Annotated in this window: 26 protein-coding genes and 4 tRNA genes; 19 read left to right on the top strand and 11 right to left on the bottom strand. The window is 65.0% G+C overall.

The window, feature by feature from the left end:
- The first annotated feature begins 119 nt into the window (after window positions 1-119).
- Entirely contained in the window at window positions 120-479 is a 360-nt protein-coding gene (locus D779_RS06820) for a nitrous oxide-stimulated promoter family protein (RefSeq protein ID WP_052347903.1), read from the top strand.
- A 45-nt stretch (window positions 480-524) separates the two neighbouring features.
- Here the strand turns inward: D779_RS06820 and D779_RS06815 are convergent, their stop codons facing one another.
- The 4 genes from D779_RS06815 to D779_RS06800 all read right to left on the bottom strand — a co-directional run bounded on the left by D779_RS06815 (window position 525) and on the right by D779_RS06800 (window position 4,600).
- Entirely contained in the window at window positions 525-2,462 is a 1,938-nt protein-coding gene (locus D779_RS06815) for a putative bifunctional diguanylate cyclase/phosphodiesterase (protein WP_043751511.1), read from the bottom strand.
- Entirely contained in the window at window positions 2,463-3,320 is an 858-nt protein-coding gene (locus D779_RS06810) for an HDOD domain-containing protein (protein ID WP_043751508.1), read from the bottom strand.
- Window positions 3,321-3,333: 13 nt separating this feature from the next.
- Window positions 3,334-3,642 carry a hypothetical protein gene (locus tag D779_RS06805; RefSeq protein WP_043751506.1) on the bottom strand — a complete coding sequence of 103 codons (309 nt, stop codon included), beginning with the start codon at window positions 3,640-3,642 and terminating at the stop codon, window positions 3,334-3,336.
- 70 nt (window positions 3,643-3,712) lie between these two features.
- On the bottom strand, window positions 3,713-4,600 hold the full coding sequence (locus D779_RS06800) for a phosphoribosylaminoimidazolesuccinocarboxamide synthase (protein ID WP_043751503.1): 888 nt from the start codon (window positions 4,598-4,600) through the stop codon (window positions 3,713-3,715).
- 117 nt (window positions 4,601-4,717) lie between these two features.
- On the opposite strand from D779_RS06800, the gene D779_RS06795 reads away from it, so the two are divergent.
- The 6 genes from D779_RS06795 (at window position 4,718) to D779_RS06770 (ending at window position 10,800) form a co-directional block, all read left to right on the top strand.
- Window positions 4,718-5,164 carry a hypothetical protein gene (locus D779_RS06795; RefSeq protein WP_043751500.1) on the top strand — a complete coding sequence of 149 codons (447 nt, stop codon included), beginning with the start codon at window positions 4,718-4,720 and terminating at the stop codon, window positions 5,162-5,164.
- 93 nt (window positions 5,165-5,257) lie between these two features.
- Entirely contained in the window at window positions 5,258-5,644 is a 387-nt protein-coding gene (locus D779_RS06790; protein WP_043751497.1) for a RidA family protein, read from the top strand.
- Window positions 5,645-5,749: 105 nt separating this feature from the next.
- On the top strand, window positions 5,750-6,841 hold the full coding sequence (gene mltB, locus D779_RS06785) for a lytic murein transglycosylase B (RefSeq protein WP_043751494.1): 1,092 nt from the start codon (window positions 5,750-5,752) through the stop codon (window positions 6,839-6,841).
- A gap of 57 nt (window positions 6,842-6,898) precedes the next feature.
- Complete coding sequence (gene recG / locus D779_RS06780) at window positions 6,899-9,037, top strand: ATP-dependent DNA helicase RecG (protein WP_081763373.1); 2,139 nt, start codon at window positions 6,899-6,901, stop codon at window positions 9,035-9,037.
- Between the two features lie 134 nt (window positions 9,038-9,171).
- On the top strand, window positions 9,172-10,077 hold the full coding sequence (gene ubiA, locus D779_RS06775) for a 4-hydroxybenzoate octaprenyltransferase (RefSeq protein WP_043751490.1): 906 nt from the start codon (window positions 9,172-9,174) through the stop codon (window positions 10,075-10,077).
- A 72-nt stretch (window positions 10,078-10,149) separates the two neighbouring features.
- A complete protein-coding gene (locus tag D779_RS06770) occupies window positions 10,150-10,800 on the top strand; it encodes a thiol:disulfide interchange protein DsbA/DsbL (RefSeq protein WP_081763372.1) in 651 nt (216 codons plus the stop codon).
- Here the strand turns inward: D779_RS06770 and D779_RS06765 are convergent.
- From D779_RS06765 to D779_RS06755, 3 genes are all read right to left on the bottom strand, one after another.
- Window positions 10,795-11,331, bottom strand: coding sequence for a hypothetical protein (locus D779_RS06765; protein ID WP_043751544.1), 537 nt, complete (start codon window positions 11,329-11,331; stop codon window positions 10,795-10,797). The genes D779_RS06770 and D779_RS06765 overlap by 6 nt on opposite strands.
- A gap of 109 nt (window positions 11,332-11,440) precedes the next feature.
- Window positions 11,441-12,184, bottom strand: coding sequence for a HesA/MoeB/ThiF family protein (locus D779_RS06760; RefSeq protein WP_043751484.1), 744 nt, complete (start codon window positions 12,182-12,184; stop codon window positions 11,441-11,443).
- A 73-nt stretch (window positions 12,185-12,257) separates the two neighbouring features.
- Window positions 12,258-12,668 carry a hypothetical protein gene (locus D779_RS06755; protein ID WP_043751481.1) on the bottom strand — a complete coding sequence of 137 codons (411 nt, stop codon included), beginning with the start codon at window positions 12,666-12,668 and terminating at the stop codon, window positions 12,258-12,260.
- A gap of 160 nt (window positions 12,669-12,828) precedes the next feature.
- Here D779_RS06755 and D779_RS06750 point away from each other — a divergent pair, with 160 nt between their 5' ends.
- On the top strand, window positions 12,829-13,587 hold the full coding sequence (locus tag D779_RS06750) for a lysophospholipid acyltransferase family protein (RefSeq protein ID WP_043751478.1): 759 nt from the start codon (window positions 12,829-12,831) through the stop codon (window positions 13,585-13,587).
- Here the strand turns inward: D779_RS06750 and prmC are convergent.
- From prmC to hemA, 3 genes are read right to left on the bottom strand one after another with little or no spacing between them, the layout of a single operon-like run.
- Window positions 13,568-14,428, bottom strand: a complete 861-nt coding sequence (prmC, locus tag D779_RS06745; protein ID WP_052347902.1) for a peptide chain release factor N(5)-glutamine methyltransferase — start codon at window positions 14,426-14,428, stop codon at window positions 13,568-13,570. The genes D779_RS06750 and prmC overlap by 20 nt on opposite strands.
- Entirely contained in the window at window positions 14,428-15,507 is a 1,080-nt protein-coding gene (gene prfA, locus D779_RS06740) for a peptide chain release factor 1 (RefSeq protein WP_043751475.1), read from the bottom strand. The genes prmC and prfA overlap by 1 nt, the downstream gene beginning before the upstream one ends.
- Window positions 15,504-16,778 carry a glutamyl-tRNA reductase gene (gene hemA / locus D779_RS06735; RefSeq protein ID WP_043751538.1) on the bottom strand — a complete coding sequence of 425 codons (1,275 nt, stop codon included), beginning with the start codon at window positions 16,776-16,778 and terminating at the stop codon, window positions 15,504-15,506. The genes prfA and hemA overlap by 4 nt, the downstream gene beginning before the upstream one ends.
- A gap of 405 nt (window positions 16,779-17,183) precedes the next feature.
- Between hemA and D779_RS06730 the strand changes: the two genes are divergently transcribed.
- From D779_RS06730 to D779_RS06700, 7 genes are all read left to right on the top strand, one after another.
- Entirely contained in the window at window positions 17,184-18,977 is a 1,794-nt protein-coding gene (locus D779_RS06730) for a tetratricopeptide repeat protein (RefSeq protein ID WP_052347901.1), read from the top strand.
- Window positions 18,974-19,867: a 4-(cytidine 5'-diphospho)-2-C-methyl-D-erythritol kinase gene (gene ispE / locus D779_RS06725; protein ID WP_043751471.1), complete on the top strand. Its 894-nt coding sequence runs from the start codon at window positions 18,974-18,976 to the stop codon at window positions 19,865-19,867. Before D779_RS06730 ends, ispE begins: the two co-directional genes overlap by 4 nt.
- A gap of 59 nt (window positions 19,868-19,926) precedes the next feature.
- Window positions 19,927-20,001: transfer RNA gene (locus tag D779_RS06720), tRNA-Gln, on the top strand.
- Window positions 20,002-20,052: 51 nt separating this feature from the next.
- On the top strand, window positions 20,053-21,006 hold the full coding sequence (locus tag D779_RS06715) for a ribose-phosphate diphosphokinase (protein WP_043751467.1): 954 nt from the start codon (window positions 20,053-20,055) through the stop codon (window positions 21,004-21,006).
- 102 nt (window positions 21,007-21,108) lie between these two features.
- Window positions 21,109-21,723, top strand: a complete 615-nt coding sequence (locus tag D779_RS06710; protein WP_043751463.1) for a 50S ribosomal protein L25/general stress protein Ctc — start codon at window positions 21,109-21,111, stop codon at window positions 21,721-21,723.
- A gap of 90 nt (window positions 21,724-21,813) precedes the next feature.
- Window positions 21,814-22,398, top strand: coding sequence for an aminoacyl-tRNA hydrolase (gene pth / locus D779_RS06705; RefSeq protein ID WP_043751460.1), 585 nt, complete (start codon window positions 21,814-21,816; stop codon window positions 22,396-22,398).
- A gap of 514 nt (window positions 22,399-22,912) precedes the next feature.
- The gene (locus D779_RS06700) at window positions 22,913-24,397 is read left to right on the top strand and encodes an OmpP1/FadL family transporter (RefSeq protein WP_043751456.1); all 1,485 of its coding nucleotides are present in this window, start codon (window positions 22,913-22,915) and stop codon (window positions 24,395-24,397) included.
- Between the two features lie 74 nt (window positions 24,398-24,471).
- Here D779_RS06700 and D779_RS06695 read toward each other — a convergent pair whose 3' ends face one another.
- Complete coding sequence (locus D779_RS06695; protein WP_043751453.1) at window positions 24,472-25,809, bottom strand: UDP-glucose dehydrogenase family protein; 1,338 nt, start codon at window positions 25,807-25,809, stop codon at window positions 24,472-24,474.
- Between the two features lie 202 nt (window positions 25,810-26,011).
- On the opposite strand from D779_RS06695, the gene D779_RS06690 reads away from it, so the two are divergent.
- The 4 genes from D779_RS06690 to D779_RS21585 all read left to right on the top strand — a co-directional run.
- Window positions 26,012-26,096: transfer RNA gene (locus tag D779_RS06690), tRNA-Tyr, on the top strand.
- An 86-nt stretch (window positions 26,097-26,182) separates the two neighbouring features.
- Window positions 26,183-26,256, top strand: a tRNA-Gly gene (locus tag D779_RS06685).
- Window positions 26,257-26,298: 42 nt separating this feature from the next.
- Window positions 26,299-26,374, top strand: a tRNA-Thr gene (locus D779_RS06680).
- Between the two features lie 67 nt (window positions 26,375-26,441).
- A partial coding sequence (locus tag D779_RS21585) for a GTP-binding protein (RefSeq protein WP_043756394.1) occupies window positions 26,442-26,539 on the top strand: 98 nt, incomplete at its 3' end.

Here is a 26,539-nt window from a genome sequence, read left to right as displayed (position 1 = left end):
TCAAGGCGTTCCTGTCGGCGCGGCGGAGATTCTGCGCCTGATGAGATCGGGGTATCCTGGCATTCGGGACGGATTGGCAAATCCCCGTCCCGTTCGTTGCATACCAAGGGGAGCATTCTATGAGTGGAGGTAAGGGGGCGGTCGGGCCGCGCATCCGCCGCGAGCGTCGGACCATGGCCGCCATGATGCGGATCTATTGCCGCGACCAACATGGCGGAGATGAGCCGCTGTGCGAAGAGTGTGCCGCGCTGCTCGACTATGCGCATCGGCGTCTGGGTTCCTGTCCCTTTCAGGAGCTCAAGCCGGCCTGCAGCCATTGCGAGGTCCACTGCTACAGTGCCGCGCGGCGCGAACGGGTCAAGGCGGTGATGCGCTACGCCGGACCTCGCATGCTTTGGCGTCATCCTTGGCTGAGCCTCTGGCATCTGCACGACAAGCGACGTCGGGTTCCGCGCCTGGAGGTACGGCGGAGGTCTTGAGTTCAACGCACTGTCGGTCCCTGGCTCGGGGACGTCGGCCTCTCGTCAATTCTCGCTCCCCTCGTCCTGGGGACGGGCGGGGAAGAAGCGGTTCTCGAAGACCTGGATGCAGACCGGGCGGCCGAGATGGAAGCCCTGTCCGCGGTCGCAGCCCTGTTGGCGCAGGAACTCGAACTGGTCGGCGTTCTCGATCCCCTCGGCGACGACCGGATATCCCAGGTTCCTGGCCATCGACAGGATGCTGCTGGCGATGACCTGGGTCGCCGGGTTCTGGGCCAGGTCGTGCACGAATTCGCGGTCCAGCTTGAGTCCCGAGATGGGGAAGTGCTTGATGGACTTGAGCGAGGAGTAGCCGGTGCCGAAGTCGTCGATCCAGATCTCGAATCCGGCCGCGCGCAGGGCCTCGAGGTTGATCAGCGCCTGTTCCTCGTTGCGGGCGATGGCGGTCTCGGTGATCTCGATGTGCAGACGTTCGGGCGGGACGCCTTCCTGTTCGGCGATGTGGCGGATACGCGTGCTCAGGTCGGTGCGGGAGAGCTCGATCGCGGAGACGTTGATGGAGAGGGCGATGGGCGGAAATCCGCGCAGGTTCCAGTCGCGGATCTGATGGCAGGCCCGGCGCAGGACCCATTCGCCGATCTCGACGATCTGTCCCGTGCTCTCCGCGACCGGGATGAAGCTCGAGGGCGGCAGCGGGATGCCGTCGCTGATCCGCAGCCGCAGCAGCACCTCGGCGCCGACGAGGGCCATGTCGTCGAGCCTGAAGAGCGGCTGCAGATAGAGCGCGAACTGGTCCTTGCGCAGTGCCTCCTGAAGCAGCGATTCGGTTCGCAGATGCGGCGAGCCGGCCTCGTCCCAGATGGACTCGTAGACGACGTGCTGGTTGCGCCCGCCGAGCTTGGCGCGCTTGAGCGCCGAGTCCGCGCTGCGCAGCAGCGATTGGGCCGAGACGGCGCCGCTGATGGCGTGCGAGGTGGCGAGTCCGATGCTGATCGACAGATAGAGCTTGGTGTCCTGCTGCACGAAGCCCTCGGACACATGGCTGTGCAGATGCGTGGCGATCTCGGCGAGGCGCTGGGGGTGGCGCATGCGGGCGACGGCGAGCCCGAACTCGTCGGCTCCGGTGCGGGCGAAGCAGAGATCGCATTCGGCCGCGCCGATGGTGTCGTAGACGAACTGCGAGCGGAGCGCCGTGTCCAGCCGCAGTGCGACATCCCGCAGCAGCCTGTCCCCGGTCTCGCAGCCGAATTCGCGATTCACCCGGTGGAAGCCGTCGACGTCGAGCAGGATGATTCCGACCGCGGTGTTCGGCGTGCCGTCGAGGAGCACCTTCTGCAGGAACTGGATGAAGTGGGTGCGGTGTGCCAGACCTGTGAGCTGATCGGCCGGGATGGCGATGTCGTCGAGCAGCGTGCACGCGCCTCCATTGTGCGTTTCGGGGCCGCCCGAGAGCAGGAACGACTCGGCTCCGCCCTGGAGCCGGTCCAGGCTCAGTGCCGCGATGTCCACCAGCGCACCGAGCGGCTGACGCAGCAGGGCGGGGATGTCCTTGGCGACCCAGATCGCCATCCCGTAGATATGCCTTGGGGTGGCGATGGTGTGCAGCAGGCAGGCCTCGTCCTCGAGCGCCTCGATGCAATGACCGCCCTGCCTGACCGCCTGGGCGAAGCCTCCGGAGTCGATCAGGCGTTCGCTGAGGTTGCGCAGGTGGCCCCGCGCGCTGATGGGCGCACTGAACACCAGCTCGAAGCAGGCGTCCGGCTGACGCAGGAGGATGGCGGTCTGGGCCGAAGGCAGCAGCAGTCTGGCGCAATGGCTGAGCGCGCTGAAGAGCTCGCCGAGCGTCCGGCAGGCTGGAAAGCGACCGATGGCTTCGCGCAGGATATCGAAGGCGAAGGGATAGACGTTGATTGGTGTGCTCTGCGAATGCTCGCCTGGCGAGTCGGCGGGTGAAAGCAGCCTGGGATGCAGGGCCAGATTCATTCATTGCTCCAGAAAGGCGGAGGTGACGTCGCGCGTGGTGCCGATCGTGGTCTCGACGATGTCCGGGAGATCGGACGGCGCGAGTCGGGTCATGCGCCAGGCCGTGTCGTCCAGTACCGGAACCCAGCGCGAGCCGCTGGTGCCGATGCGCAGGCTGTTGACGATGATGTCGGCCACGTGGGTCAGGGCCGTTTCGACCGTCGTGGATTCGGGGCTCATGACGTCGTGGTGTGCCTGAGCCGCCGTGCAGTAGGCGGGTGGAATCGACCATCGCGCCAGGAGCGCCGCCCCGATTTCGGCGTGGTCGGTGGAGAAGATCTGCCGTTCGATCTCGTGGAGCTGTCCTTGGCGCTCTCTGTGTGCCTGCAATACCGTGCTCATGGCGGCGGGCTCGAGGATGAAGAGGCAGAGCCGGCCGATGTCGTGCAGCAGGCCGACGAGATAGAGGCGCTCGGGATTGTCAAGGCTCATGCGGCGCGCCAGGGTACGCGCCGCGATTCCGCAGGCGATGCTGTGCTCCCAGAACGAGCGCATCGAGACCGCGCCCAGGGGCATGTCGCGGAAGGCGGTGACGACGGCGGTCGAGAGGATGAGGCTGCGCGTCTCGCCCATGCCGATGATGGTCAGGGCGCGCCAGACGCTGTCGACCTTGGCGGGCAGTCCGTAGAGTGCGCTGTTGGCGACCCTCAGCAGGCGCGAGGCCATCGCCGGGTCGCTACCGATGATCTGTGCCAGGGTTTCGACCGATCCGTTCGGGTCGTCCATCGCTTCGCGGGCGCGGTGATAGACGGATGGCAGCGAGGGCAGCTCGCCGAGGCGTTCCAGGATCTGCTGTTTGGGGATCTCTGATGCGCTCACGGCGATGTGTCGGTCAGCGTTGGCTGAGCGCCCGTTCCAGGCAGATGTCGTAGAGTGCGCGCATCGCCGGGTGTTCGGGGTTGCTGAGGCTGAACTGAACGTCCAGCATCGCCTTCAGCTCGGCGAGCTCGGCCGGATCCCGGGGCGCCATGGCCGGCGGCGGGGCGTCGCTCTGGATCGCGATCTCGCCGATGCCCCAGGACTTGAGCGCCCGGATGTGGCGCCCGGTGACGATGGTGCCAGCCCGGATCAGCGGATTTCCATTGGGGTCGCAGACGTCCTTGGCCAGAAGCATCCCAGTGGTGATGTCGTCCAGTCTCATGCCTCGAATGCTCCGATCGAATGGTCTTGGGCTCGATCCCTCATGGACACCGGCATCAAGCTCTACTGCTTCATCGGGGTTGTGTCAACCGCTGTTCCGCCTCTCTGTACTTGGCGGCGGTACGGTCGATGATCGCCTGGGGCAGTTCGGGACCCGGCGGGGTCTTGTCCCAGTCGAGCGTTTCCAGATAATCCCGCACGAATTGCTTGTCGAAGCTCGGCGGGCTGGTGTCCGGGCGGTAGTCGTCGGCCGGCCAGAAACGGGAGGAGTCCGGGGTCAGCACCTCGTCGATCAGATGCAGCCGGCCCTCGGCGTCGAGACCGAACTCGAACTTGGTGTCGGCGATGATGATGCCGCGCTCGCGGGCATAGCTCGCGCAGTCGCTGTAGATCGCCAGGCTGAGTTCGCGAACCCGCTCGGCCAGTTCGGGGCCGAGGAGACGGACGGTGTGATCGAAATCGACGTTCTCGTCGTGGGCGCCCAGATCGGCCTTGGTGGATGGCGTGTAGATGGGCTCCGGAAGCTGATCCGCCTGGCGCAGCCCGCGCGGCAGGCCGATGCCGCAGACCGAGCCGCTGTTCCGATAGTCCTTCCAGCCCGAGCCGATGAGATAGCCGCGCACGATCGCCTCGACCGGGAGCGGCGCGAGGCGCCGGACCACCATGGCGCGGTCGCCGAGTGCGGTCAGCTCCTCCGGATCGGTCACGATCGCCGCCACCGGAACATCGGCGACATGGTTGGGCACCAGGCTCGCGGTGCGCTCGAACCAGAAGTGTGATAGACGCGTGAGCACCTCGCCCTTGCCGGGAATCGGCTGGGGCAGGACGACGTCGAAGGCCGAGAGACGGTCGCTGGCGACCACCAGCAGATGGTCCTTGCCGACGGCGTAGAGGTCTCTGACTTTCCCGCGCCCGATGAGCGGCAGGCTGGATAGGTTGGACTGATACAGGGCAGGCATGAGGTTGATCCAAGGTCGACGAGGTTGAGATTATATCGGCTCGGACCGATTTCTGTCGGTTTGGAGTCGAACACCACTGACCGGGCAACGGTCGACGGATGAGTCCAGATTACCTCAATGAACCACAGCGCCAAATCCACCGATCCCTTTCTCGAGGCATTTTACGGATCCTTCACCGCCGCGCTGCGCTGGCCTCAGCTCGACGCCCTCTGGTCGGCGGTTCGGGAATGCGCCGATCTGGGCTGGTATCTCTACGCGGTCGGAGAGGCCCCGCCATCTCGGCCGGCGGATCCGGATCAGGTGCTGACCTTCCTTGACGAGATGGATGCCTTGCTGCGGGCAGAGCATCCTTACGACTATTGCGGCATCGTCTATGCGGACGATCCGCGTCGTCCGTCCTTCGTCAAGATCTACGATCCTCACAATCTCGGCGTGTCCTGCGGCTGCAGCGCCGGTCCGCTTCTGCCGGGTTGGGTCATGAGCCTGTTACCTCCCTCCGATCTGCAGGCGGTCCAGGTGGTGCCGAACGCGCGTCGCCGCTGGTGGCGGCGTCTGTTCGGCTGATTCTTGGCGGTCGCACCTCGCGGGCCGGTCGAGGGTGGGATCCGGCAGGGACGGGCTCGGCCAGTCAACCTTTCAATCGAAGAGGAACGCTCGATGAGCAAGCAGATCATTCGCACCGATCGCGCCCCCCAGGCGATCGGGACCTACTCCCAGGCGGTGCGGGTTGGCGACACCCTCTATCTCTCCGGTCAGATTCCATTGGTGCCGGAAACCATGGAATTGATCGATGGGGATATGGAGGCCCAGATCCGGAGGGTCTTCGACAATCTGCGGGGAGTGGCCGAGGCGGCCGGCGGATCCTTGGCCGATATCGTCAAGCTCAACGTCTTCCTGACCGATCTGGCACATTTCGCGCTGGTCAACCAGGTGATGGCGGACTATTTCGAGGTGCCTTATCCGGCGCGCGCGGCCATTGGGGTCGCCGCGCTGCCGAAGGGGGCCGCCGTCGAGATGGACGGCATCCTAGTTCTGGGAGACTGACCTCTCCCGGGGCATAAACCTATGGGAAAAGAGCGGTTTGGCTTGCTTTGCTCGAATTCTTCCTTACCATGGCGAGTCAAGCCCTCAATTTTTCAAGGTATCAGGATGCGTCCGCTCTCGCTCTCATTGCTGGTTCTCTGGTCGCTCGCGCTCGCTGGCTGCGGCTCGCAACCGGCCCGAGACGGGGCGCCCGTCTATCGTCCCGCGTCCTATCAATCGGCGTCGGTTCATGGCGACTTCGCCGGCGCCCCGGGGGTCGATGACTTCATCCAGCGGATGGCGCGCCAGCACGGTTTCAGCCCGCGGCAGACCGCCTCCATCCTCTCGCGCGCTCAGCGCAGGCAGCCGATCATCGATCTGATGGACCGCCAGGCACCAAGCCGCAGAAGCACTGGGCCCAATGGCGCCTGGACGCGGTATCGGGCCAAGTTCCTCACCGATAGCTCCATCGCCAATGGGGTGAGCTTCTGGCGGCGTCACGAATCCGCGCTCGCCAGGGCCCAGGCCCATTACGGCGTTCCGGCCGAATACATCGTCGCCATCATCGGGGTCGAAACCCGCTATGGCGGATTCGTCGGCAAGACCCGGATCCTGGACGCCCTGGCGACCCTGTCCTTCGCCTATCCCAGACGCGCGGACTATTTCTCTGGCGAGCTGGAGCACTTCCTGGTCATGACCCGGGACGAAGGGATGGATCCAACCCGTCCCGAGGGCTCTTTCGCAGGGGCCATGGGGCTCTGTCAGTTCATGCCATCGAGCTTCCGCGACTATGCGGTCGACTTCACCGGCGATGGCCACCGCAACCTCTGGCATCCGGAGGATGCCATCGGCAGCGTGGCCAACTATTTCAAGCGGCACGGCTGGCGGTCCGGAGAGGCTGTGGCGGTACGTGCCCGAATCAGTTCCGGCTCGTCCGCCGGCGTGATGAAGACCGGCTACGATACTCAATACGGACTCGGCCAGCTCGCCGCGCGCGGGATCGAGCCCGCCGGATCCCTGTCCGGAGCGCGTCAGGTGAGCCTGCTCCGCCTGGATGCGCAGGGCGGTTATGAATACTGGCTCGGGCTGCACAATTTCTACGTCATCACCCGCTACAACCACAGCGCCTACTATGCGATGGCGGTGCATCAGTTGGCGCAGGCGATCAGGACGCGCCATGGTGGGACTCCCGGGGTACGGCTCTCGTCCCTGTGGTGATGCGGCTCCGTTCGGTGATGGGCGCATTGAGGGTCCTGGGGCGTGGCTGCGGTGACGATGTCCTGCGAGGCCCGTGAGGCGTCGCCGTCGGGATCCGCTGCTGGGTCTGCGGATACCGAACCCGGGCTCGATCGGGTATCCGTTCGAACCCTGAAGCGTGTCGGCCCCAAGGTGGCCGAGCGGCTCGCCCGGATCGGCGTTCACAGCGTTCGGGATCTGCTCCTCCATCTGCCTTTGCGCTATCAGGACCGGACCCGCCTGATTCCTTTTTCTGTATTGGTCGCCGGTTCCGAGGCCCTGATCGAGGGCGAGGTCGTGGAGGCGAGGGTCGTCGAGGGCAGGCGGCGCTCGCTCAAGGTCTGGCTCACGGACGGATCGCCCTATGCTCTGGTCCTGCGGTTCTTCCATTTTTCGGCGACGCAGGTCGGCGTCTTCCGGCCAGGCGTTAGGCTGCGCTGCTACGGCGAGGCGCGGCCCGGGCAGGGCGCGCTGGAGATGATCCATCCCGAATATAGCCTCCAGACCGGCGAGACCTCCGGGCCCGAGACCTGTCTGACGCCCGTCTATCCCACCACCGAGGGTCTGTCACAGTCGGTCTGGCGCGCCCTGCTCGATCAGGCGCTCGAGCATCTGGAGCTCTGTCCCTTGCCAGACTGTCTGCCGCGGGAGACCTTGGGCGGAGCGGATTTGCCGGGGGTGGCCGAGGCGCTGATCCATATCCATCGCCCCCCTGCGACGGCCGATCTGGACGCGCTCATGGAGCGACGGCATCCGGCGTTCCGGCGCCTGATCTTCGAGGAGCTGGTCGCCCATCAGGCGAGCCTGCGCCGGATGCGTCTCTCCCAGCGCCGCATCGTCGCGCCGGCCCTGAGCGGGGACGGGCGGTTGCGCCAGGCTTTGCTTCGATCGCTTCCTTTCGCGCTTACCCAGGCCCAGGAGCGCGTGGTTGGCGAGATCGCCCGCGATCTCGGGGGCACTCGGCCGATGCAGCGCCTGCTGCAGGGCGACGTGGGTGCGGGCAAGACGGTGGTGGCCGCGCTGGCCGCGCTGCAGGCGATCGAGGCCGGTCGGCAGGTGGCCCTCATGGCACCCACCGAGCTGCTGTCGGAGCAGCATCATCGCACCCTGAGCGGCTGGCTCGAGCCGCTCGGGATTTGTCCGGTCTGGCTCGCGGGGCGGCACAAGGGACAGGAGCGGGCCGATCTGATCGAGGCCATCGGGTCGGGATGCGCGCCTCTAGTAGTGGGGACGCACGCGCTCTTCCAGGAAAGCGTCCGGTTTGGCGATCTGGGGCTGGTCATCGTCGACGAGCAGCATCGCTTCGGGGTCCATCAGCGGATGAAGCTGCGCGAGAAGGGCGCCGAGGCGGATCGGGCACCGCATCAGCTCATCATGACGGCGACGCCGATCCCGCGCTCGCTGGCCATGACGCTCTATGCGGATCTGGACCTGTCGGTGATCGATGGCCTGCCGCCCGGACGCACGCCCATCACCACGGTCGCGGTGCCCGAGACCCGCCGCGACGAGGTGGTCGAGCGGGTCCGGCGTGCCTGCGAGCAGGGCCGCCAGGTCTACTGGGTCTGTACCCTGATCGAGGAGTCCGAGGCGCTCCAGTGTCAGGCCGCCGAGGAGAGCGCGCGCCAGCTGGCCGAGCTGCTGCCCGGCATCCCCGTGGGTCTGGTCCACGGGCGGCTCAAGCCGAGCGAGCGCGCGGCGGTGATGGGGGCCTTCGTTCGCGGCGACCTGGGTCTGCTGGTCGCGACGACGGTGATCGAGGTCGGCGTGGACGTGCCCAACGCTAGCCTCATGATCATCGAGAACGCCGAACGGCTGGGGCTGGCTCAGCTGCATCAGTTGCGCGGCCGGGTGGGGCGCGGATCGGTCGAGAGCCACTGTCTGCTGCTCTATCGATCGCCCTTGTCCGAGGTGGCCCGAGAGCGTCTGGGGTTGATGCGGGCGACCTGCGATGGATTCGAGATCGCCGAGCGCGATCTGCAGATACGGGGCGCCGGTGAGGTGCTGGGGACGCGTCAGACGGGCGCCATCCAGCTGCGCGTGGCCGATCCGCTGCGCGACCGGCATCTGGTCGCGGCGGCGCAGCGCGCGGCGGATCTGATCTTGGAGCGTCATGCCCATCTGGTTTCGCCGCTGGTCGAGCGCTGGCTGGGCGATCGCGAGCTCTACGGTCAGGTCTGACCGCCGAATCCGTTCGCACGCCCCTCCGTCGTCGCGCACCGAGAGGCATCCGAATCTCCTCGGCTTTTCCGCTATGCCATAATCGTCGGCGATTGATGTCTTTATACACTTCATCGGCCTATCCAGATCCGTCTATGAATTCCCCCGAGCTGAAAATCCATCATCCGCGGTCCTTCTCGCTGCGCGACCGGTTCATGAGCTACATCCATCTGGTGCGTCTGCATCGGCCCATCGGCATCTTCCTGCTGATGTGGCCGGCCTTGTGGGCCTTGTGGCTCGCCGGCAGCGGACAGCCGCCCTGGCCGGTGGTGGTGATCTTCGTGCTCGGCGTGGTGCTGATGCGCTCGGCCGGATGCGCCATCAACGACTATGCGGATCGCGATTTCGACGGCCACGTCGCCCGCACCAACCAGCGTCCCTTGGCGACCGGTCAGGTGACGCCCGCCGAGGCGATCGGCGTCTTCCTCTTTTTGAGCCTGGTCTCCTTCGGGCTGGTGCTGCAGCTGAACTGGCAGACCATTGCGCTTTCGGTTGTCGCCTTGCTGCTGACCTTCGTCTATCCCTTCATGAAGCGTTTCACCCATGTTCCCCAGCTCTTTCTCGGGGCGGCCTTCGGCTGGGCCGTTCCGATGGCCTTCACGGCGGTCACGGGGACCGTTCCCTTCTATGCCTGGGTGCTCTTCGCTGCGGCGCTGATCTGGGCGCTGATCTACGATACCCAGTATGCGATGGTCGACCGCGAGGACGACCTCAAGATCGGCGTCAAGTCCACCGCCATTCTGTTCGGCCGCTGGGATCGGATGGTCGTGGGTCTGCTGCAGCTGCTGATGCTGGGGCTGCTGTTCTGGGTCGGTCAGCAGGCCGGGCGCGGTCTCGTCTACGAGACGAGTTTGCTGGTGGCGGCTGGCTTCAGTCTCTATCAGCAGAAGCTGACCTGGAGGCGTGAGCGGTCGGCCTGTTTCCAGGCATTCCTCAACAACAACTATTTCGGCATGGCCGTCTTCGTCGGACTGGTGCTCGACTACGCACTGATCGGCTGAGCTCGATCGGTTCGAGGCCGGCCGTTTGCCGCCAGACGACCCGCAAGATGGCTATGACTCAGGAGTGAAACCATGTCGTTTCGGTCAATACGCATGCGCTCGCCGGTTCTGATGGCCTCGATCCCGATGCTGTTCGCGCTTCTTCTGGCGGTTCCGGTCTGGGGCTTCGACGAGGGGATCGACTATCAGCGTCTCCCGCAGCCTCAGCCGACGGAGACGGGCGACAAGGTCGAGGTGCTGGAGATCTTCTGGTACGGCTGTCCCCATTGCTGGCATCTGGAGCCGCTGCTCGCACGCTGGCTCGAGAGTCTGCCCGTCGGGGCCGAGTTTCGGCGCATGCCCGCACCCGGTGGGCGTTGGGATGCCCATGCCCGCGCCTTTTTCGCCGCCCGATCCATGGGTGAGCTCGAGACCTTTCATCGGGGGCTGTTCGAGGCGATCCACGAGCGTCATCGCCGGATCATGAGCGAGGACGATCTGGTCGCCTTCGCCGCCGAGATCGGTCTGGACGCGGATGCCTTTCGCGCCCGTTACGAATCCGAGGCGGTGGAGACCGAGCTTCGGCACGCCAGGGAGATGGCGGCCCGATATGGTCTCCAAAGCGTGCCGACGCTGATCGTCGACGGACGCTACCGGGTCACCCCCGGCGAGTCTGGCGGGACCGAGCCGATGCTCGAGATCCTGGACACCCTCATCGCCCGGGAACTGGCCGACGGATCATGATGCCTGGTGGACCGCTTCCTCCTCGCCGAGAATGCGTACCTCCGGGTTCGGGTAGCGGGCGACCACCCAGGCCGGCAGCCGGGCCTGATTGGCGTGATAGAGCGCGTCCGACTCCACGATGACCAGCACCAGGATGGTGACCATGACCGGCAGGATGCCGGTTCCGGCGACCAGCGCCAGGACCGCCTCCTTCATCATGCCGCCGTAGGCATGGCCGATCCAGCCGAGCGCGGCGGCCAGCGCCAGCATTCCCAGCATCAGCATGAAGAAGCGGCTGCGGCGCGCGCATACCTGCCAGTGACACATGACGTACCAGGGATCGCGCCTGCGAGATTGGCGTGCGCGCCAGAGGGTGTAGCCGAGGATGCTGAACGAAATGATGGGAATCAGCGCCATCGCCCATGGAAAGCTGCCGGCGATGCCGCCCAGCGCCACCGTCATGAGGATGTGATTGCCGATCAGGTTGGTCAGGAACAGCTCGTGCGGGACGTTGGCCTTCCTGATCTCGTCATGACTGACTTCGAAACGCATGGTCGCGACCGCCTGGACGATGAACGAATCCCGAAGATACAGCAAAGAGCGGCCGGCTTTCAGCTACCGGCGTGAGGTTCGGATGCTCGCTTCCTGATCGCGCCGGTCGCTAACGACCCGAACAGACCGGGCATTCCGGGTCGGCGTGCAGTGTCAGGCTGCGCCACTCCATGCGCGCGGCATCCAGCAGCAGGAGTCGTCCGAACAGAGGTTGGCCGACCCCGGTCAGGATCTTGATCGCCTCGGCCGCCTGGACGCTGCCGATGATGCCGACCAGGGGGGCGAGGACGCCGTTGGCCGTACAGGTCTCGTCGATGCTGCCGTCGTCCGGATAGAGACAGCGATAGCAAGGCGCGCCCGCGTGTCCCGAAAAGGCGGCGACCTGTCCCTCCATGCGGATCGCCGCCCCGGAGACCAGAGGGATTCGCGCGGCGACGCAGGCGCGGTTGAGCGCGAAGCGGGTGGGGAAGTTGTCGCTTGCGTCCACCACCAGATCCACCCCGGCCAGCAGTTGCGGCAGCTGCTCCTCGGTCAGGCTGCGCTTGATGCAGGTCAGCCTCACCTCCGGATTGAGCGCCTGCAGGGCGATGCGTGCCGAGTCCGCCTTGGGCATGCCGATGCGGTCGCTGGTGTGCAGGATCTGGCGCTGGAGGTTGGACAGATCCACGGCGTCGAAATCCGCGAGCAGCAGATGTCCCACGCCGGCGGTGGCCAGATACATGGCCGCCGGCGATCCGAGCCCGCCCAGGCCGACGACCAGTACCCTGGAGGCGGCCAGGCGTTCCTGGGCCTCGATGCCGAATGCGGGCAGCATGATCTGGCGGCTGTAGCGGAGCAGTTGGTCGTCGTTCATGGCGGGGCGGAGTTGCGCGATCGCGAGCGGTGCCTGCGTCTGAGGGGCGGGCGCCGGCTCGGTCGCGGGGGTGTCAGAGATAACGGCGCCAGTGCTCCGGACGGTCGTCGCGGCAGCCGTGCTCGATGAGTTCGTAGCGTTTGGCGAAGAGCTTCTCGGTGCAGGTGCTCTCACAGGTCTGACAATCGCTGTTGGCGCGCACCGTTTCCTCCGTGTAGTGGTGCAGGGCGCGTCGGAGGCGGTAGAAGAGCCGATCGTCGAGATGCAGCCCGAGCTCGGTCAAGGCCGATTCGATTTCCTGCAGGCTGGTCTTGAGCACGTCGTAGCTGATGCGCAGCAGGATCGGCGAGGCGATGTCGGCACTCAGTATGCCGTCGACATCGGCCAGGAAAAGGGCCGCCGTCTCCGCTTGGCGCGGATTGGGATGGACCGCATGGAAGGCGATCTCGCGCTGTTTGATGCGTTCGGCGTCTGGAATGTCCATGGAGGCACTATGCTAATCGGGCGCTCGAAATAATCAAGATTAATTTTTTAATCGTGTCTGCGTGCTTTTTGGGTCCGTCGCTTGGCGGTTTTGTGCGATGAGCTCGCTATAATCGGGCGCCCGAATCCACAAGACTCCACATCGACGATCGATAGACGCCATGACCGCAACGCATGTGGGCCTGAGTATCAGGCTGCGAAGCCTCCTTTTCTTCGTTCTCTACAACCTGCTCGGCATTCTGCACGGCTCCTTGAGCCTGCTGCTGGCGCCCTTGATGAATTTCGAGCAACGCTACCGATTCGTCAACCTCTGGACGCATCTCTCCATGTGGCTGCTGCGACATTTGAACGGTATCCGGATCGAGGTGATCGGCCGGGAGAATCTCCCGCGCGACCAGGCGGTGGTCGTCATGGCCAATCATCAGAGCGAATGGGAGACCTTCTTCCTCCAGGTGCTGGTCTCGCCCCAGGCGACCGTGCTCAAGCGCGAACTGCTCCAGGTGCCCTTCTTCGGCTGGGCCGTGTCGCTGCTGCGGCCGATCGCGATCGATCGCAGCAAGCCCGTGCATGCCATGAAGATGCTGCTGCGACAGGGCAAGGAGCGTCTCGACGCCGGTGTCAGCGTGGTCATCTATCCGGAGGGGACGCGTCAGCCGCCGGGCTGTATTGGCCCATTCAATCCGGGTGGTGCCAGGCTGGCCTGTCATGCCGGCCGACGCGTGGTTCCCATGGTTCACAACGCTGGCGATTGCTGGCCGGCGCGCTCCATCTGGCGCATTCCCGGGACCATCCGGCTCGTGATCGGCGAGCCGATGGGTTGCGAGGGCGGGGCGGAGGAGCTCAAATCCCGCGTCGAGCGCTGGATGCGCGAAACGTCCGTCTCGCTGCGCGCCGGGGGATTCAGCGATAGCCCAGCGTGATCCGGTCGAGACCCGCCAGGTCCTGGCGGGTCTCGACCGCGAGCAGTCCCTGAGCGGTGAAGATCCTATGCACCGCCTCGCCCTGGTCGAATCCGTGCTCGACGGCGACCAGTCCGTCCGGGCGCAGACAGCGCCGGGCCTCGACGGCGATGACGCGGATCGCATCCAGTCCGTCGCCCTCGGGTGTCAGTGCCTGGCGCGGCTCGAAGCGCAGATCGCCGCGCTCGAGATGCGGATCCACGGCGGCGATGTAGGGCGGGTTGCTGACGATGGCGTCGAGACCGGCGTCGGCGAAGGGGGTCAGCCAGTGGGTCTGGACCGGAGCGATCCTCTGGAGATGGAGGTCGTCGAAATTCTGCCGCGCGATCTCCAGCGCCGCGCCCGAGCGCTCGGTGGCGATCAGGTGCCACTCGGGGCGCTCCAACGCCAGGGCCGCGGCGATGGCGCCGCTTCCTGTTCCCAGGTCGGCGACGCGCAAACCGCTGGTCCTCTGGAGCCGATCGAGCGTCGTCTCGACCAGAAGTTCGGTTTCGGGGCGCGGGATGAGCGTGTCGGGCGTGACCCTCAGGTCGAAGGTCCAGAAGGATTGCCGGCCCCGGATGTAGGCGATCGGTTCGCCGGCGATGCGGCGATTCAGCAGATCCGCGAAACGGGTCTCCTGGTCGGGTGCGAGATTTCGCTCGGGCCAGGCGAGCATCTGGGTGCGCGACAGTCCCGTGGCCAGGCCGAGCAGGATCTGCGCCTCGATGAACGGCGAGCCGTCAGGGACGTCTCGAAGCGCCTCGGTCGCCGTCTCGAGGACGGCGCCGATGCCTCTGGGCGGGTTGTCGTCAGCCGGCATCAGCCGTCCATCATGGCGGCCAGCTGCTCGGACTGATACTCCGTCAGAAGCGGTTCGATCACCTGATCGAGCTGTCCGTTCATGACCTCGTCGAGCTTGTAGAGCGTGAGGTTGATGCGGTGGTCGGTGAGTCGGTTCTGGGGGAAGTTGTAGGTCCGGATACGCTCCGAGCGGTCGCCGCTGCCGACCTGCAGCTTGCGCGACTCGGACTGTTCCGATGCCTGGGTATCGCGCGCCCCGGAGAGCAGTTTGGCGTGCAGCAGCGACATCGCTTTGGCCCGGTTCTTGTGCTGCGAGCGCTCCTCCTGACATTCGACCACGATGCCCGAGGGGAGGTGGGTGATGCGGATCGCCGAGTCGGTCTTGTTGACGTGCTGGCCACCGGCCCCGGATGCGCGGTAGGTGTCGATACGCAGGTCGCTCGGGCTGATGTCGATGGCGTCGATCGACTCGACCTCGGGCAGCACCGCCACCGTGCAGGCGGAGGTATGGATGCGTCCCTGCGATTCGGTTTCGGGAACGCGCTGGACGCGGTGGGCGCCCGGCTCGAACTTGAGCCGCGAATAGACGCCGTTGCCGGCGATGCGGATCACGACCTCCTTGTAGCCGCCCAGCTCGCCCGGACTCTCGGAGATCTGCTCGGTGCGCCAGCCCTGGAGCTCGGAGTAGCGGATGTACATGCGCATCAGGTCGCCGGCGAACAGCGCCGCCTCGGCCCCGCCGGTTCCGGCGCGGACCTCGAGGAAGATGTTGCGCTGATCGTTGGGGTCGGCCGGGATCAGCAGACGGTGCAGCTCAGGCTCCAGCTGGTTGCGCCGCGCGGCGGCCGCGGCCATCTCGTCCTTGGCGAGCGCGGCCATCTCGGGGTCGGCGAGCATCTCCTCGGCCGTCCCCATGTCCTCTTCGGCGGCCAGGAACCGCCCGTAGCATTCCATGAGCGGTTCGAGCTGGGCGTATTCGCGACTCAGGTCGCGGAAGCGGTTGGCGTTCGCCTGTGTCTCCGCGTCGGCCAGCAGGGCCATGACCTCGCCGAAGCGCTCGGAGATGCGCTCCAGCTTGCCCCGGATCGATGGATTCATGGATTGGCGTTCAGCCGCGTCTGGTCGAGTTGGAACAGCTCGTTGGCGGCTTCCAGGATGCCTGCGTCGCCGTCGCGGGCGGCCTGGCGCAGTCTGGAGCTGGGTGCGTGCAGGAGCTTGTTGGTCAGGGTGTGGGCGAGGAAGTTGAGCACCTCGGCCGGCGGTTTGCCGGCATCGAGCTGACGTCTGGCGCGCGACAGCACCTCGTCGCGCAGCTCCTCGGCGCGCTGACGGTAGTCCTGGATCAGGCCGGCGGCATCGAGCGAACGCAGCCAGGCCATGAATTCGCCCGAATGGAAGTCGATGATCTCCTCGGCCTGCTCGGCGGCGGCTTGGCGCGAACGCAGGCTCTCGTCGATGACGGTCTGGAGGTCGTCGATGGTGTAGAGATAGACGTCGCTCAGATCGCCGACCTCGGGCTCGATGTCGCGCGGGACCGCGATGTCGACCATGAATATCGGGCGGTGCTTGCGCTTCTTGAGCGCGCGCTCGACCGTGCCCTTGCCGAGGACGGGCAGTGGGCTCGCCGTGGAGGCGATGACGATGTCGGCCTCGGGCAGGTGGTTGGCGATCTCGGTGAGCGAGATGGCGAAGCCGTCGAACTGGGCGGCGAGGTCGTGCGCGCGCTCGACCGTGCGGTTGGCGACGATGATGCGGCCGATGCCGTTGTGATGGAGGTGGCGGGCCGCCAGCTCGATCGTCTCGCCCGCGCCGATCAGCAGGGCGGTCTGCTGCGAGAGGTCGCTGAAGATCTGGCGTGCGAGGTTGACCGCGGCGAAGGCGACCGAGACCGGGCTGCTGCCGATCGCGGTCTCGGTGCGCACGGTCTTGGCGACCGAGAAGGTGTGCTGGAACAGCCGGCCCAGCAGCTTGCCGGTCGCGGTGCAGTCGGTCGCCGTCTGGTAGGCGGTCTTGACCTGCCCGAGGATCTGCGGCTCGCCGAGCACCAGGGAATCCAGTCCGCTCGAGACGCGCAGCAGGTGCGTGACTGCATCGCGGTCGGCGTGGGCGTAGAGGAAGGGGTCGACACGCTCGTGCTCGAGGCCGTGGAAACCGCTCAGCCAGCGGCGAACCTCTGCCTCGGCGCCATCCTGAACGGCGCAATAGAGCTCGGTGCGGTTGCAGGTCGAGAGGATCACACCTTCGCAGACGGCATTGCAGTTGGTCAGGTCGCGTAGCGCGCCCGCGATGATGTCAGGCCCGAAGGCAAGGCGTTCGCGGATATCGACCGGCGCGGTCTTGTGGTTGAGTCCGAGGGCAAGCAGCTTCATGTTGATATTGTGATGATATTCGTATGTGACGGCCTGGAATGGCGATTTCGACGACATCCGCCGACCCGGTTCCCTCTGGCGGGGATTTGGCGGCGGCGCTCGTGGGAGACCCGCGTGCCATGCTGTCCGCGCATCTTCCGGATGCAAAACGACCTAATTCTAACAATCTTTCAACTGAAATATCTTCATCGGGCGATCCGCAGCCCCGGCGCTTATGTCGCGCCTGTTTGACGCAGCGCATTCACTTCGGAGTTTGCGCGGCGGTCCCTCGTCGTTGGCAGAGGGGCTGGCCGGAATCATTATAGGCTGACTGTCGGATCGCGGAACTGCTTGGATATACTGCGATCCCAGTCGCAGACGCACGCTCGCAACGCACTCACTACTTCCAGCGGGTCCATTATTCTCATGTCACGCATTGCCTCCCTCTCCACCTCGTCGGCCCTGGCCGTCGCCTGCGCCTTGCTCGGCGCTGGGCCGGCCTCGGCCTTGAGCGACTCGGCGTCGACGGGCGCTCGATCCGCGAACCTCGATCCCAAGGCCACCGAAGAACCGACGGACGTCACCGGGCTCACTCCGGATCAGATCTATGCGGTGCTGGTCGGAGAGGTCGCCGGGCGTCGGGGAGACATGGCGACGGCCTTCGTCCACTATCTTCGGGCCGCCGAGCTGACGCGCTCGGCGCAGATGGCCGAGTTGGCCGTGCGGGCCGCGATCAGCCGCGACGACGATGCCTCGGCCGGTCGCGCGATCGCCCTCTGGCTGGAGCTGGCGCCCGATGCCGTGGCGGCGCATCAGGTCGCGGCCTTCCTGCGGATCAAGGCCAAGGATCGCGAAGGCGCACTGATCCATCTGATGCGCCTGGTCGAATTGAGCCGGGATCCCAAGGGCTCGCCCTTCGCTCAGGCCGCCGCCATCGTTTCGCGCGTCCCTGATGTCGAGGAGCGCGTCGGCCTCATGCAGTCCCTGGTGGAGCGCTTCCCGGAGAGTGCGGATGCCCAGCAGTCGCTGGCCATGGTCGCGGCGAGCGCGTCCCGGTTCGAGGTGGCCGATGCGGCGGCGCGGCGGGCGATGGAGCTGCGTCCCGAGTGGGATGCGCCGCGTCTGTTCCTGGTGCGGCTGATGCTGACGCAGGGCAAGCGTGACGAGGCGAGGTTGCTGCTCGAGGGTTTCGTCAGCCAAAGTCCGGACGATCATGCGCTGAGGATGCTCTACGGACAGTTTCTGGTCGAGGAGCAGGAGTTCACGACCGCGCGCGATGTCTTCGAGCGTCTGCTGCGCAACCGTCCCAAGGAGCCCGACGTGCTCTTCGCCATGGGCGTCCTCTCGCTCCAGCTCGACGACCTGGACGGTGCGCGGATCTATTTCACGCGACTTTTCGAGACCGGCGAGCGCGAGAGCGAGGCGGCCTTCTATCTGGGGCAGACCGAGGAGCGGGCCAACGATCCGTCGGCGGCGCTCGATTGGTACGCCAAGGTCGAGGGGGCGAACGCCTCGGATGCCAAGGTCCGCATGGCCTTCCTCTACGCCAAATCCGGCGATGTGGCCAAGGCGCGCGAGATCCTGCAGCGGTTGCGCGACCGCTCGCCGGAGGATGCGGCGCCCCTCTTCATGGTCGAGGCCGAGATTCTCGATGAGGTGGGGGCGAGCGACGCCGCGATGGCTGTCTACACGGCGGCGCTCGAGACGCATGCCGATGATTCGAGCCTGCGCTACGCGCGTGCGCTCTACGCGGTCAAGCTCGGCAACCTGGCGCTCGCTGAGCAGGATCTGCGACTTATCCTGGCCGAGGACCCCGATCATGCGGATGCCCTGAACGCCCTGGGCTATACGCTCGCGGATCGCACCGGCCGCTATCGGGAGGCGCTGGGCTATATCGAGCGGGCCTATGCGCTCAAGCCGGACGAGCCGGCGATCCTCGACAGCATGGGGTGGGTGAATTTCCGTCTCGGGCATTATGATGCCGCCCTCGGATTCCTGAGGCGGGCACTGGAGATGATGAACGACGGCGAAATCGCGGCCCATCTCGGAGAAACCTTGTGGGCGCTGGGGCGTCGGTCCGAGGCCTGGGCGGTCTGGGATGCCGCGGCCCAGGACTATCCGGATCATCGCTATCTGCAGGAGGTGATCGGTCGTCACCGGGTTTCTCGGACCGATGCCCCGGGCGCGAATCCCAAGACATCGAAGGAAGGTTTCAGATGACTCATCGATCGACCGCCGTTTCCGGTGCCTCCTGGCCTGCCCCGGCGAAACTCAACCTGATGCTGCGCGTCGTGGGCCGGCGCGAGAATGGCTATCACGAATTGCAGACGGTCTTCCAGTTCGTCGATCGCTGCGACCAGCTGTGGCTCGATGTGCGCGACGACGGGGTGGTGCGGCGTCTGGGGGCGCTGTCCGGGGTGCCCGAGGACCAGGATCTGACGGTGCGTGCCGCGCGCGCGCTGCAGCAGGCGACCGGCTGTCGGCTCGGTGCCGATATCCGGTGCGATAAGGTGCTGCCCATGGGTGGAGGGCTGGGTGGCGGCAGTTCGGATGCCGCGACCACCCTGGTTGCCCTGAATCATCTCTGGGGGACGGGCCTGAGCGAGGACGCGCTGTCCGAGATCGCCTTGCCTCTCGGGGCCGACGTCCCCGTGTTCGTGCGCGGTCGCGCGGCCTGGGCCGAGGGGGTGGGCGAGCGGCTCGAGCCCGTCGATCTTCCCCAGCCCTGGTATCTGGTTCTGGTGCCCGCCTGCTCGGTTTCGACCAGGGACGTCTTTTGCCATCCTGAATTGACAAGGGATTCCTCTTGCATCAAACTAGCGGACTTCTTGAGCGGGGATGCGGTCAATGACTGCCTTCCTGTCGTGCGTCGCGAATATCCGCCCGTCGCCGAGGCCATCGAATGGCTGGATCGCTGGGGTGGTGGCCGGCTCACTGGAACCGGCGCCTGTGTCTTCGCTCGGTTCGAAGAGCGGGATCGGGCCCTGGATGCCTGTCGGGCGGCGCCGGAGGCGCTTCGCGCATTCGTTGCTCGAGGATTGAACCGGTCGCCTCTGCTCGATCGGCTCGATCAGGAAATCGTCAGTCCGTCTCTGATTGCCGCGTCCTGAGCGGGGTCGGGTTTCGGCTGATGATGCGGATCCCGCTCGTGGATCGGCCGAAATCATATTGGGGTGTCGCCAAGTGGTAAGGCACCGGGTTTTGATCCCGGCATTCCCAGGTTCGAATCCTGGCACCCCAGCCATTCACTCCAGACGTCACGTCTAGTTATCTCCGAGTCGACAGGACAGTGCCTGTGCCCGCCAGCCAACTGATGGTCTTTTCCGGGAACTCCAATCCCGGTTTGTCTTCCGAGGTCGTTGCCCATCTCAATCTGCCGCTCGGCAAGGCCGTCGTCGGTCAGTTCAGCGATGGCGAGGTCATGGCCGAGATTCAGGAGAACGTGCGGGGGCGCGACATCTTCGTCGTGCAGCCGACCTGTGCGCCCACCAATGACAACCTGATGGAGCTGCTGGTGATGATCGACGCCCTGCGCTGGTCGTCGGCCAAGCGGATCACCGCCGTGGTTCCCTATTTCGGCTATGCCCGTCAGGACCGCCGGCCGCGCTCGGCGCGCGTGCCCATCACCGCGCGCCTGGTCGCCAAGATGATCAGTCAGTCCGGCGCCGACCGCATGCTGACGGTCGATCTGCACGCCGATCAGATTCAGGGCTTCTTCGACATCCCGGTCGATAACGTCTATGCCTCGCCGATTCTGCTCGGCGACGTCTGGCGCCAGGAGCACGAGAATCTGATGGTGGTCTCGCCCGACGTGGGCGGTGTGGTGCGCGCGCGCGCGCTGGCCAAGCGGCTCGACGATGCCGATCTGGCCATCATCGACAAGCGTCGGCCGCGCGCCAACGAGGCCCAGGTCATGAATATCATCGGCGACGTGCGCGGCAGGTCCTGCGTACTGGTCGACGATCTGGTCGATACCGCCGGAACCCTCTGCCGCGCGGCCGAGGCATTGAAGGATCACGGCGCGCGCAAGGTCGTGGCCTACTGTACCCACCCCGTGCTGTCCGGGCCTGCGGTCGAGAACATCTCGTCCTCGCAGCTCGACGAGTTGGTGGTCACCAATACCATTCCGCTGCGCCCGGAGGCCGTGGCGTGCGGAAAGATCCGTCAATTGAGCATCGGCGAGCTGTTGGCCGAGACCATGCGTCGGATCTCGAGCGAGGAGTCGGTCAGCTCGCTCTTCGTCGATTGAGCGCATGAGCGCCGCCGCGGGGTGCCATCGGCATCCCGCAACAGCGCCGGATCCTGGTCGCGGGATCCGGCGTCTTTCGTTTCATTCAACTGGAGAACGCCAATGAGCGTGAATTTCGACGTCATCGCGCAGCCTCGAGCGGAGTCAGGGAAGGGTGCGAGCCGCCGCCTGCGCCGCTCGGGTCGGGTGCCCGCAATCGTCTACGGTGCCCATGAGGAGCCGGAGATGGTTTCCGTGTCGCATAACGAGCTGCTCAAGCACCTCGAGCACGAGGCATTCTATTCGCATATCCTCGACCTCAAGCTGGGCGACAGGAGCGCCAAGGTGGTGCTCAAGGATCTGCAGCGTCACCCCGCCAAGCCCTTCATCCTGCATGTGGATTTCATGCGTGTCTCGCAGGGCGAAACGCTGAAGATGGTCGTTCCATTGCACTTCCTGAACGAAGACACGTGCAAGGGCGTCAAGGCGGGCGGCCAAGTGTCGCACAACATCACCGAGGTCGAGATCGTCTGTCTGCCGAAGGATCTGCCCGAGTTCATCGCGGTGGATCTGAGCGAGCTCGAGGTCGGCGCCATCGTCCATCTCTCCGAGCTCTCCATGCCCGAGGGTGTCGCCCTGTCCCATGTTCCGGATCCGGACGAGCCGGTCGTCGTGGTCCATGGTGCGCGTGCCGGCGGTGACGAAGAGGAAGAGGAAGGCGAGGGCGCAGAGTCCTGATCCTCCCGATCTTCGTGCGAGACGGCGCTCCCCGTCGGGCGCCGTTTCCGCCTCGTCCTCTCATTTCATCGATATATCTGGTCAGACGCCATGGCAGACGCGGGCATCCGGCTCATCGTGGGCCTGGGGAATCCCGGCGCCCAGTACGAAGCGACGCGCCACAACGTGGGTTTCTGGTTCGTGGACGCCGTTGCCGAGGCGTGCCGCGAATCCTTCCGTTCCGAGACCAAGTTCCACGGCGATCTCTGTCGGGTCGCGCTCTCGGGGGCGGACGTTCGTCTGCTCAAACCCATGACCTATATGAACCGCAGCGGTCAGTCCATCTCGGCCGTGGCGCGCTATTTCGATATCGCCCCTGAGCGGATCCTGGTCGCGCACGACGAACTGGATCTGCCGGTCGGTGCGGTACGTCTCAAGCAAGGCGGCGGGCATGCCGGCCACAATGGTCTGCGCGACACCATTTCCGCGCTAGGGACGCGTGATTTCTGGCGTCTGCGCATCGGGATCGCGCATCCAGGCGACCGTACCCTGGTGACCGGCTATGTGCTCGGTCATCCCTCGCGCGATGACGCCTCCCGCATCCGCGATGCTCTGGACGACGCCGACCGCCGTTTGCCGGATCTGATCGGCGGCGAGTTCCAGTTGGCCATGAACGCCCTGCATTCGCAGCGCTAGCTCGGCCGTTCGCCGATATTCCTCGCTTTGCGTCGCTTCGTCGGCGCCCTCTGTGTCCCCTGTTCGTTTCCGCTCGCCGCTTCCTCTCTATCCTCGGCGCCTGTCGAGTCTGAATTGTCCCTTGCTGTTTGTTGGCGCCTTGGGGCGTTTGCTGTCGTTCAGCCCTGTCCTGTCCGGATTCCTGTCTCGTCGGGCGGCTATGGTTGCTTTATAAGTAATCGATAAATAACAAAAGTTTTCAAGCTTCATGCATTTTGACAAGATTCCTTGCGTCGCCGAGTGGCGGCTGGAGTCGGTGCGGTCCATGTCGCCTCGGGCGATTCCGAAGCGAATGTGGTTCCTACGCATTGAATCCGCGTCTCGGGATCCGACATGGATCTGGTCGTCTGGTGTCGGCGCTTTTCGGCGCTGGATCTCGGGGCGGCAGGACAACAGATCGGCAAGATAGCCGATCGGCAAACGATAAAAAGTGGCGATCGATCTCGGTCGTCTCATACGAGGGGTGACGTAGTCTATGAAAACAAGAATCGGGGGCTCTCTGGCTGCCGTGGTCGCGGTGACGGGCTTGGTCCTGCCGTCGTCCGCGTCGGCGACGAATGGTTATTTCTCGCACGGGTGGGGGATCAAATCGAAGGCGATGGCCGGTGTCGCGGCGGCTCTGCCGATGGATACCCTGGTGTCGGCGACCAATCCTGCAGGCATGGCCTTCGTCGGAGAGAGCTTCGACGCCGGTGTGTCCTTCTTCAGTCCTTCGCCGCGCGGTTACGAGGCGAACGCCGACTATCCCGTCCAGCAGGTCCAGACGCCCGGCGGGTCGGTCTCCATGCCGGCCGGCTCCTTCATTACGCCCGGGCGTTACGGCAGCAGCGGAGACTGGTTCCTGATCCCGAGCTTCGGATATAACCACCAGCTGGATGAGCGCAGCACCATCGGCGTGAGCGTGTTCGGCAACGGAGGGATGAACACCAAGTACAAGGACCGCCCGCCATTCGAGAATTTTGCCGTCTACCCCAATCAGCGCATCGGTCCCTATCCGGATGGCAGTATGGGGCCGATCTTCGATTTCTCCTCGGGGCGGCCCGTTCCCGTGACCGCCCCGATGCAGGGGACGGTCAATGGGAATCCCGACGGCATCTATACCGCGACGACGCCAGCCGGGATCAATCTAGAGCAGTTGTTCATCGAGATTCCCTATACCTATAAGCTGGCGGACGGCAAGCAGTCGGTCGGTATCGCCCCCGTGCTCGCCGTCCAGCGTTTCGAGGCCACCGGTCTCGAGCCCTTCAAGCAGCTGTCCGTCCGGCCTGACAAGGTCACCAATCAGGGGGTCGACTGGAGCTACGGCTTCGGCCTTCACGTCGGCTGGTATGGCGAGGTGAGCGATCGGCTCGCGCTCGGCGCCTCCTATCGCACCACCGTCTGGATGTCGAAGTTCGACGACTACTCGGGCCTGTTCGCGGATGGCGGCTCCTTCGACATCCCGGCCATGTTCAACTTCGGTCTGGCCTTCAAGGCGCGTCCGAATCTGACCCTGGCCTTCGACTATCAGCACATCTTCTACGACGAGACGCATGCGATCGCCAACTCGAACGATGTGGACGTCTCCGGCTGTCAGGGAGCTTCTCCCAAGCCTTCCTATTGTCTCGGCGCCAATGGCGGCGTCGGCTTCGGCTGGGAGAGCATGGACGTGTTCAAGCTGGGACTGAAGTACGACCCGACCGAGCGTCTGAGTCTCATGGGGGGTGTCAGCTACAACACCGACTTCCTGCGCTCGGATCGCCAGGGTCTGTTCAATATCCTCTCTCCAGCTACCATTCGCTGGCATCTGACCGCGGGTGCCTCGTATCGCGCGACCCGTCGCGACGAATTCGCCTTCTCGGTCGCCTATATGCCGGAGGAGACGTTCGACGGACGCAGTCCGACCCTGACTCGGGCCCAGTCGGGCAGCCTCTATATGGAGCAGCTGGAATTGAGCCTGGGGTGGACGCGCCGCTTCTGAGCGCTGCGGTCATCCGTGTTCGGGGTCTTGCGCGTGGATAGGATCAGGGCCTTTCGGCCCTGATCGCTGGTCGATCAGTCGGGGATCAGGGGGAGGCGCCCGATCGAGTAGTAGCTCAGGCCGGCCGAGCTGGCCAGGCGTCCGTCGATCGCATTGCGGCCGTCGAAGATGACCGGATGTTTGAGCTTGTCCTTGATCGACTGGAAGTTCGGGCTGCGGAACTGCGCCCATTCGGTGACGATGACCAGAGCGTCGGCCTCTTCCAGCGCCGACATGGCGTCTGGCGCGAGGTCGAGGTCGGGGCGTTCTCCGTAAATGCGGGTGGTCTCGTCCATGGCGACCGGGTCGAATGCCCGAACCTTGGCGCCCGCGTCCCATAGCGACTCCATCAGCACGCGGCTGGATGCCTCGCGCATGTCGTCCGTGTTGGGCTTGAAGGAGAGGCCCCAGACGGCGATCGTCTTGCCGGTCAGGTCGCCGCCGAAATGGGCCTTGATCTTGTCGAACAGGACCTCCTTCTGGCGGAAGTTGACCGCCTCCACGGCATGCAGCAGCTGGGGCTCGTAGCCCAGGCCGCGTGCCGTCTGCTCCAATGCCCGCACGTCCTTGGGGAAGCAGGAGCCGCCGTAGCCGCAGCCCGGATAGATGAACTGGTAGCCGATGCGGGGGTCGGAGCCGATTCCGACACGGACCTTTTCGATATCCGCGCCCACCGCCTCGGCGATGTTCGAGAGTTCGTTCATGAAGCTGATCTTGGTCGCCAGCATGGCGTTGGCGGCGTACTTGGTCAGTTCGGCGGACTTGATGTCCATCATCATGAGGCGGTCGTGACTGCGGTTGAAGGGCGCGTAGAGCGCGCGCAGCAGCTCGCCGGTTCGCGGGTTGTCGGTGCCGACGATGATGCGGTCGGGGCGCATGAAGTCCTCGATCGCGGCGCCTTCCTTGAGGAATTCCGGATTGGAGACGACGTCGAACTCGGTGTCGACGCCTCGCTTCGCGAGCGTGTCTCGAACGACCTTGGCGACCTTGTCCGCGGTTCCGACGGGTACCGTGGATTTGTCTACCAGGATGCGGTAGGAATCCATGTGTTCGGCGACGCTCTTGGCGACGGCCAGCACGTATTGCAGATCGGCCGAACCGTCCTCGTCGGGCGGCGTGCCGACCGCGATGAACTGGAAGAGGCCATGCTTGACCCCTGCCTCGGCGTCGGTCGAGAAACGCAGTCGACCGGCCTCGCGGTTGCTCTTGATCAGCTCCTCAAGACCGGGCTCGAAGATGGGGACGCCGCCGCTGTTCAGTAGCTCGATCTTCTTGGGGTCGATGTCGATGCAGAGGACGTTGTTGCCGACCTCGGCCAGGCAGACTCCAGTGACGAGGCCGACATAGCCGCTGCCAAAAATCGTGACATCCATTGGGTTCTGTTCTCTAGGATAAGCGGGTGTGTGATGAATCCGAGTCGCGGATGTTAACAGCTGATCATGACATTATGACGGCCCGTCCATCGTGGCGGGCCTTCGGTTCCTCCGGCTGAGCGGCGTGAGCGGGTCGATTGGAATCGATGCAAGATTCCTGTTGACGGAAGGGGGAAGGGCCATTAGACTGCGCAGCTCGTTCGGAGGGGTTCCCGAGCGGTCAAAGGGATCAGACTGTAAATCTGACGGCTCAGCCTTCGGAGGTTCGAATCCTCCCCCCTCCACCAAATGTCGTTCGGGTGTCGCGGTGTCTTCGGGCTGATGCGGCGCCTCTGCGGGGTCGGTAGCGCGACCGTTGCGATGATCGTGCCTCGCGGGTGTAGTTCAATGGTAGAACCTCAGCCTTCCAAGCTGATGATGTGGGTTCGATTCCCATCACCCGCTCCAAGTTTGGCTTGGTCGTAAGCTGTAGTAGAATGCAAAGTTCAGGCCCATGTAGCTCAGTTGGTAGAGCACACCCTTGGTAAGGGTGAGGTCACCGGTTCAATTCCGGTCATGGGCTCCATTTTCGTGAGCAACCTTTACGTGCCTCGGGCGCGTCTTGTCGACTTGGATCATGCGGGGAGCCGTTCATGTCAAAAGCTAAATTCGAACGCAGCAAGCCACACGTCAACGTTGGCACCATTGGCCACGTCGACCATGGCAAGACCACGCTGACGGCGGCGATCAC

The sequence above is a fragment of the Imhoffiella purpurea genome (genome assembly GCF_000585215.1).
GTDB lineage: Bacteria > Pseudomonadota > Gammaproteobacteria > Chromatiales > Chromatiaceae > Imhoffiella > Imhoffiella purpurea.
Note: the sequence above shows the minus strand (reverse complement) of the source record. Positions and strands in the feature narration are given on the sequence as shown.

Bases quoted from the DNA above. Each gene is read 5' to 3' on its own strand.
- prfA (WP_043751475.1), bottom strand. From the start codon at position 15,507: ATGAATCCATCGATCCGGGGCAAGCTGGAGCGCATCTCCGAGCGCTTC.
- D779_RS06710 (WP_043751463.1), top strand. From the start codon at position 21,109: ATGAGCGTGAATTTCGACGTCATCGCGCAGCCTCGAGCGGAGTCAGGG.
- D779_RS06795 (WP_043751500.1), top strand. From the start codon at position 4,718: ATGAACCACAGCGCCAAATCCACCGATCCCTTTCTCGAGGCATTTTAC.
- D779_RS06700 (WP_043751456.1), top strand. From the start codon at position 22,913: ATGAAAACAAGAATCGGGGGCTCTCTGGCTGCCGTGGTCGCGGTGACG.
- D779_RS06760 (WP_043751484.1), bottom strand. From the start codon at position 12,184: ATGAACGACGACCAACTGCTCCGCTACAGCCGCCAGATCATGCTGCCC.
- ispE (WP_043751471.1), top strand. From the start codon at position 18,974: ATGACTCATCGATCGACCGCCGTTTCCGGTGCCTCCTGGCCTGCCCCG.
- D779_RS06730 (WP_052347901.1), top strand. From the start codon at position 17,184: ATGTCACGCATTGCCTCCCTCTCCACCTCGTCGGCCCTGGCCGTCGCC.
- D779_RS06800 (WP_043751503.1), bottom strand. From the start codon at position 4,600: ATGCCTGCCCTGTATCAGTCCAACCTATCCAGCCTGCCGCTCATCGGG.
- D779_RS06770 (WP_081763372.1), top strand. From the start codon at position 10,150: ATGTCGTTTCGGTCAATACGCATGCGCTCGCCGGTTCTGATGGCCTCG.
- D779_RS06805 (WP_043751506.1), bottom strand. From the start codon at position 3,642: ATGAGACTGGACGACATCACCACTGGGATGCTTCTGGCCAAGGACGTC.
- D779_RS06815 (WP_043751511.1), bottom strand. From the start codon at position 2,462: ATGAATCTGGCCCTGCATCCCAGGCTGCTTTCACCCGCCGACTCGCCA.
- pth (WP_043751460.1), top strand. From the start codon at position 21,814: ATGGCAGACGCGGGCATCCGGCTCATCGTGGGCCTGGGGAATCCCGGC.
- D779_RS06790 (WP_043751497.1), top strand. From the start codon at position 5,258: ATGAGCAAGCAGATCATTCGCACCGATCGCGCCCCCCAGGCGATCGGG.
- hemA (WP_043751538.1), bottom strand. From the start codon at position 16,778: ATGAAGCTGCTTGCCCTCGGACTCAACCACAAGACCGCGCCGGTCGAT.
- D779_RS06820 (WP_052347903.1), top strand. From the start codon at position 120: ATGAGTGGAGGTAAGGGGGCGGTCGGGCCGCGCATCCGCCGCGAGCGT.
- D779_RS06750 (WP_043751478.1), top strand. From the start codon at position 12,829: ATGACCGCAACGCATGTGGGCCTGAGTATCAGGCTGCGAAGCCTCCTT.
- D779_RS06765 (WP_043751544.1), bottom strand. From the start codon at position 11,331: ATGCGTTTCGAAGTCAGTCATGACGAGATCAGGAAGGCCAACGTCCCG.
- ubiA (WP_043751490.1), top strand. From the start codon at position 9,172: ATGAATTCCCCCGAGCTGAAAATCCATCATCCGCGGTCCTTCTCGCTG.
- recG (WP_081763373.1), top strand. From the start codon at position 6,899: ATGTCCTGCGAGGCCCGTGAGGCGTCGCCGTCGGGATCCGCTGCTGGG.
- D779_RS06755 (WP_043751481.1), bottom strand. From the start codon at position 12,668: ATGGACATTCCAGACGCCGAACGCATCAAACAGCGCGAGATCGCCTTC.
- D779_RS06695 (WP_043751453.1), bottom strand. From the start codon at position 25,809: ATGGATGTCACGATTTTTGGCAGCGGCTATGTCGGCCTCGTCACTGGA.
- mltB (WP_043751494.1), top strand. From the start codon at position 5,750: ATGCGTCCGCTCTCGCTCTCATTGCTGGTTCTCTGGTCGCTCGCGCTC.
- prmC (WP_052347902.1), bottom strand. From the start codon at position 14,428: ATGCCGGCTGACGACAACCCGCCCAGAGGCATCGGCGCCGTCCTCGAG.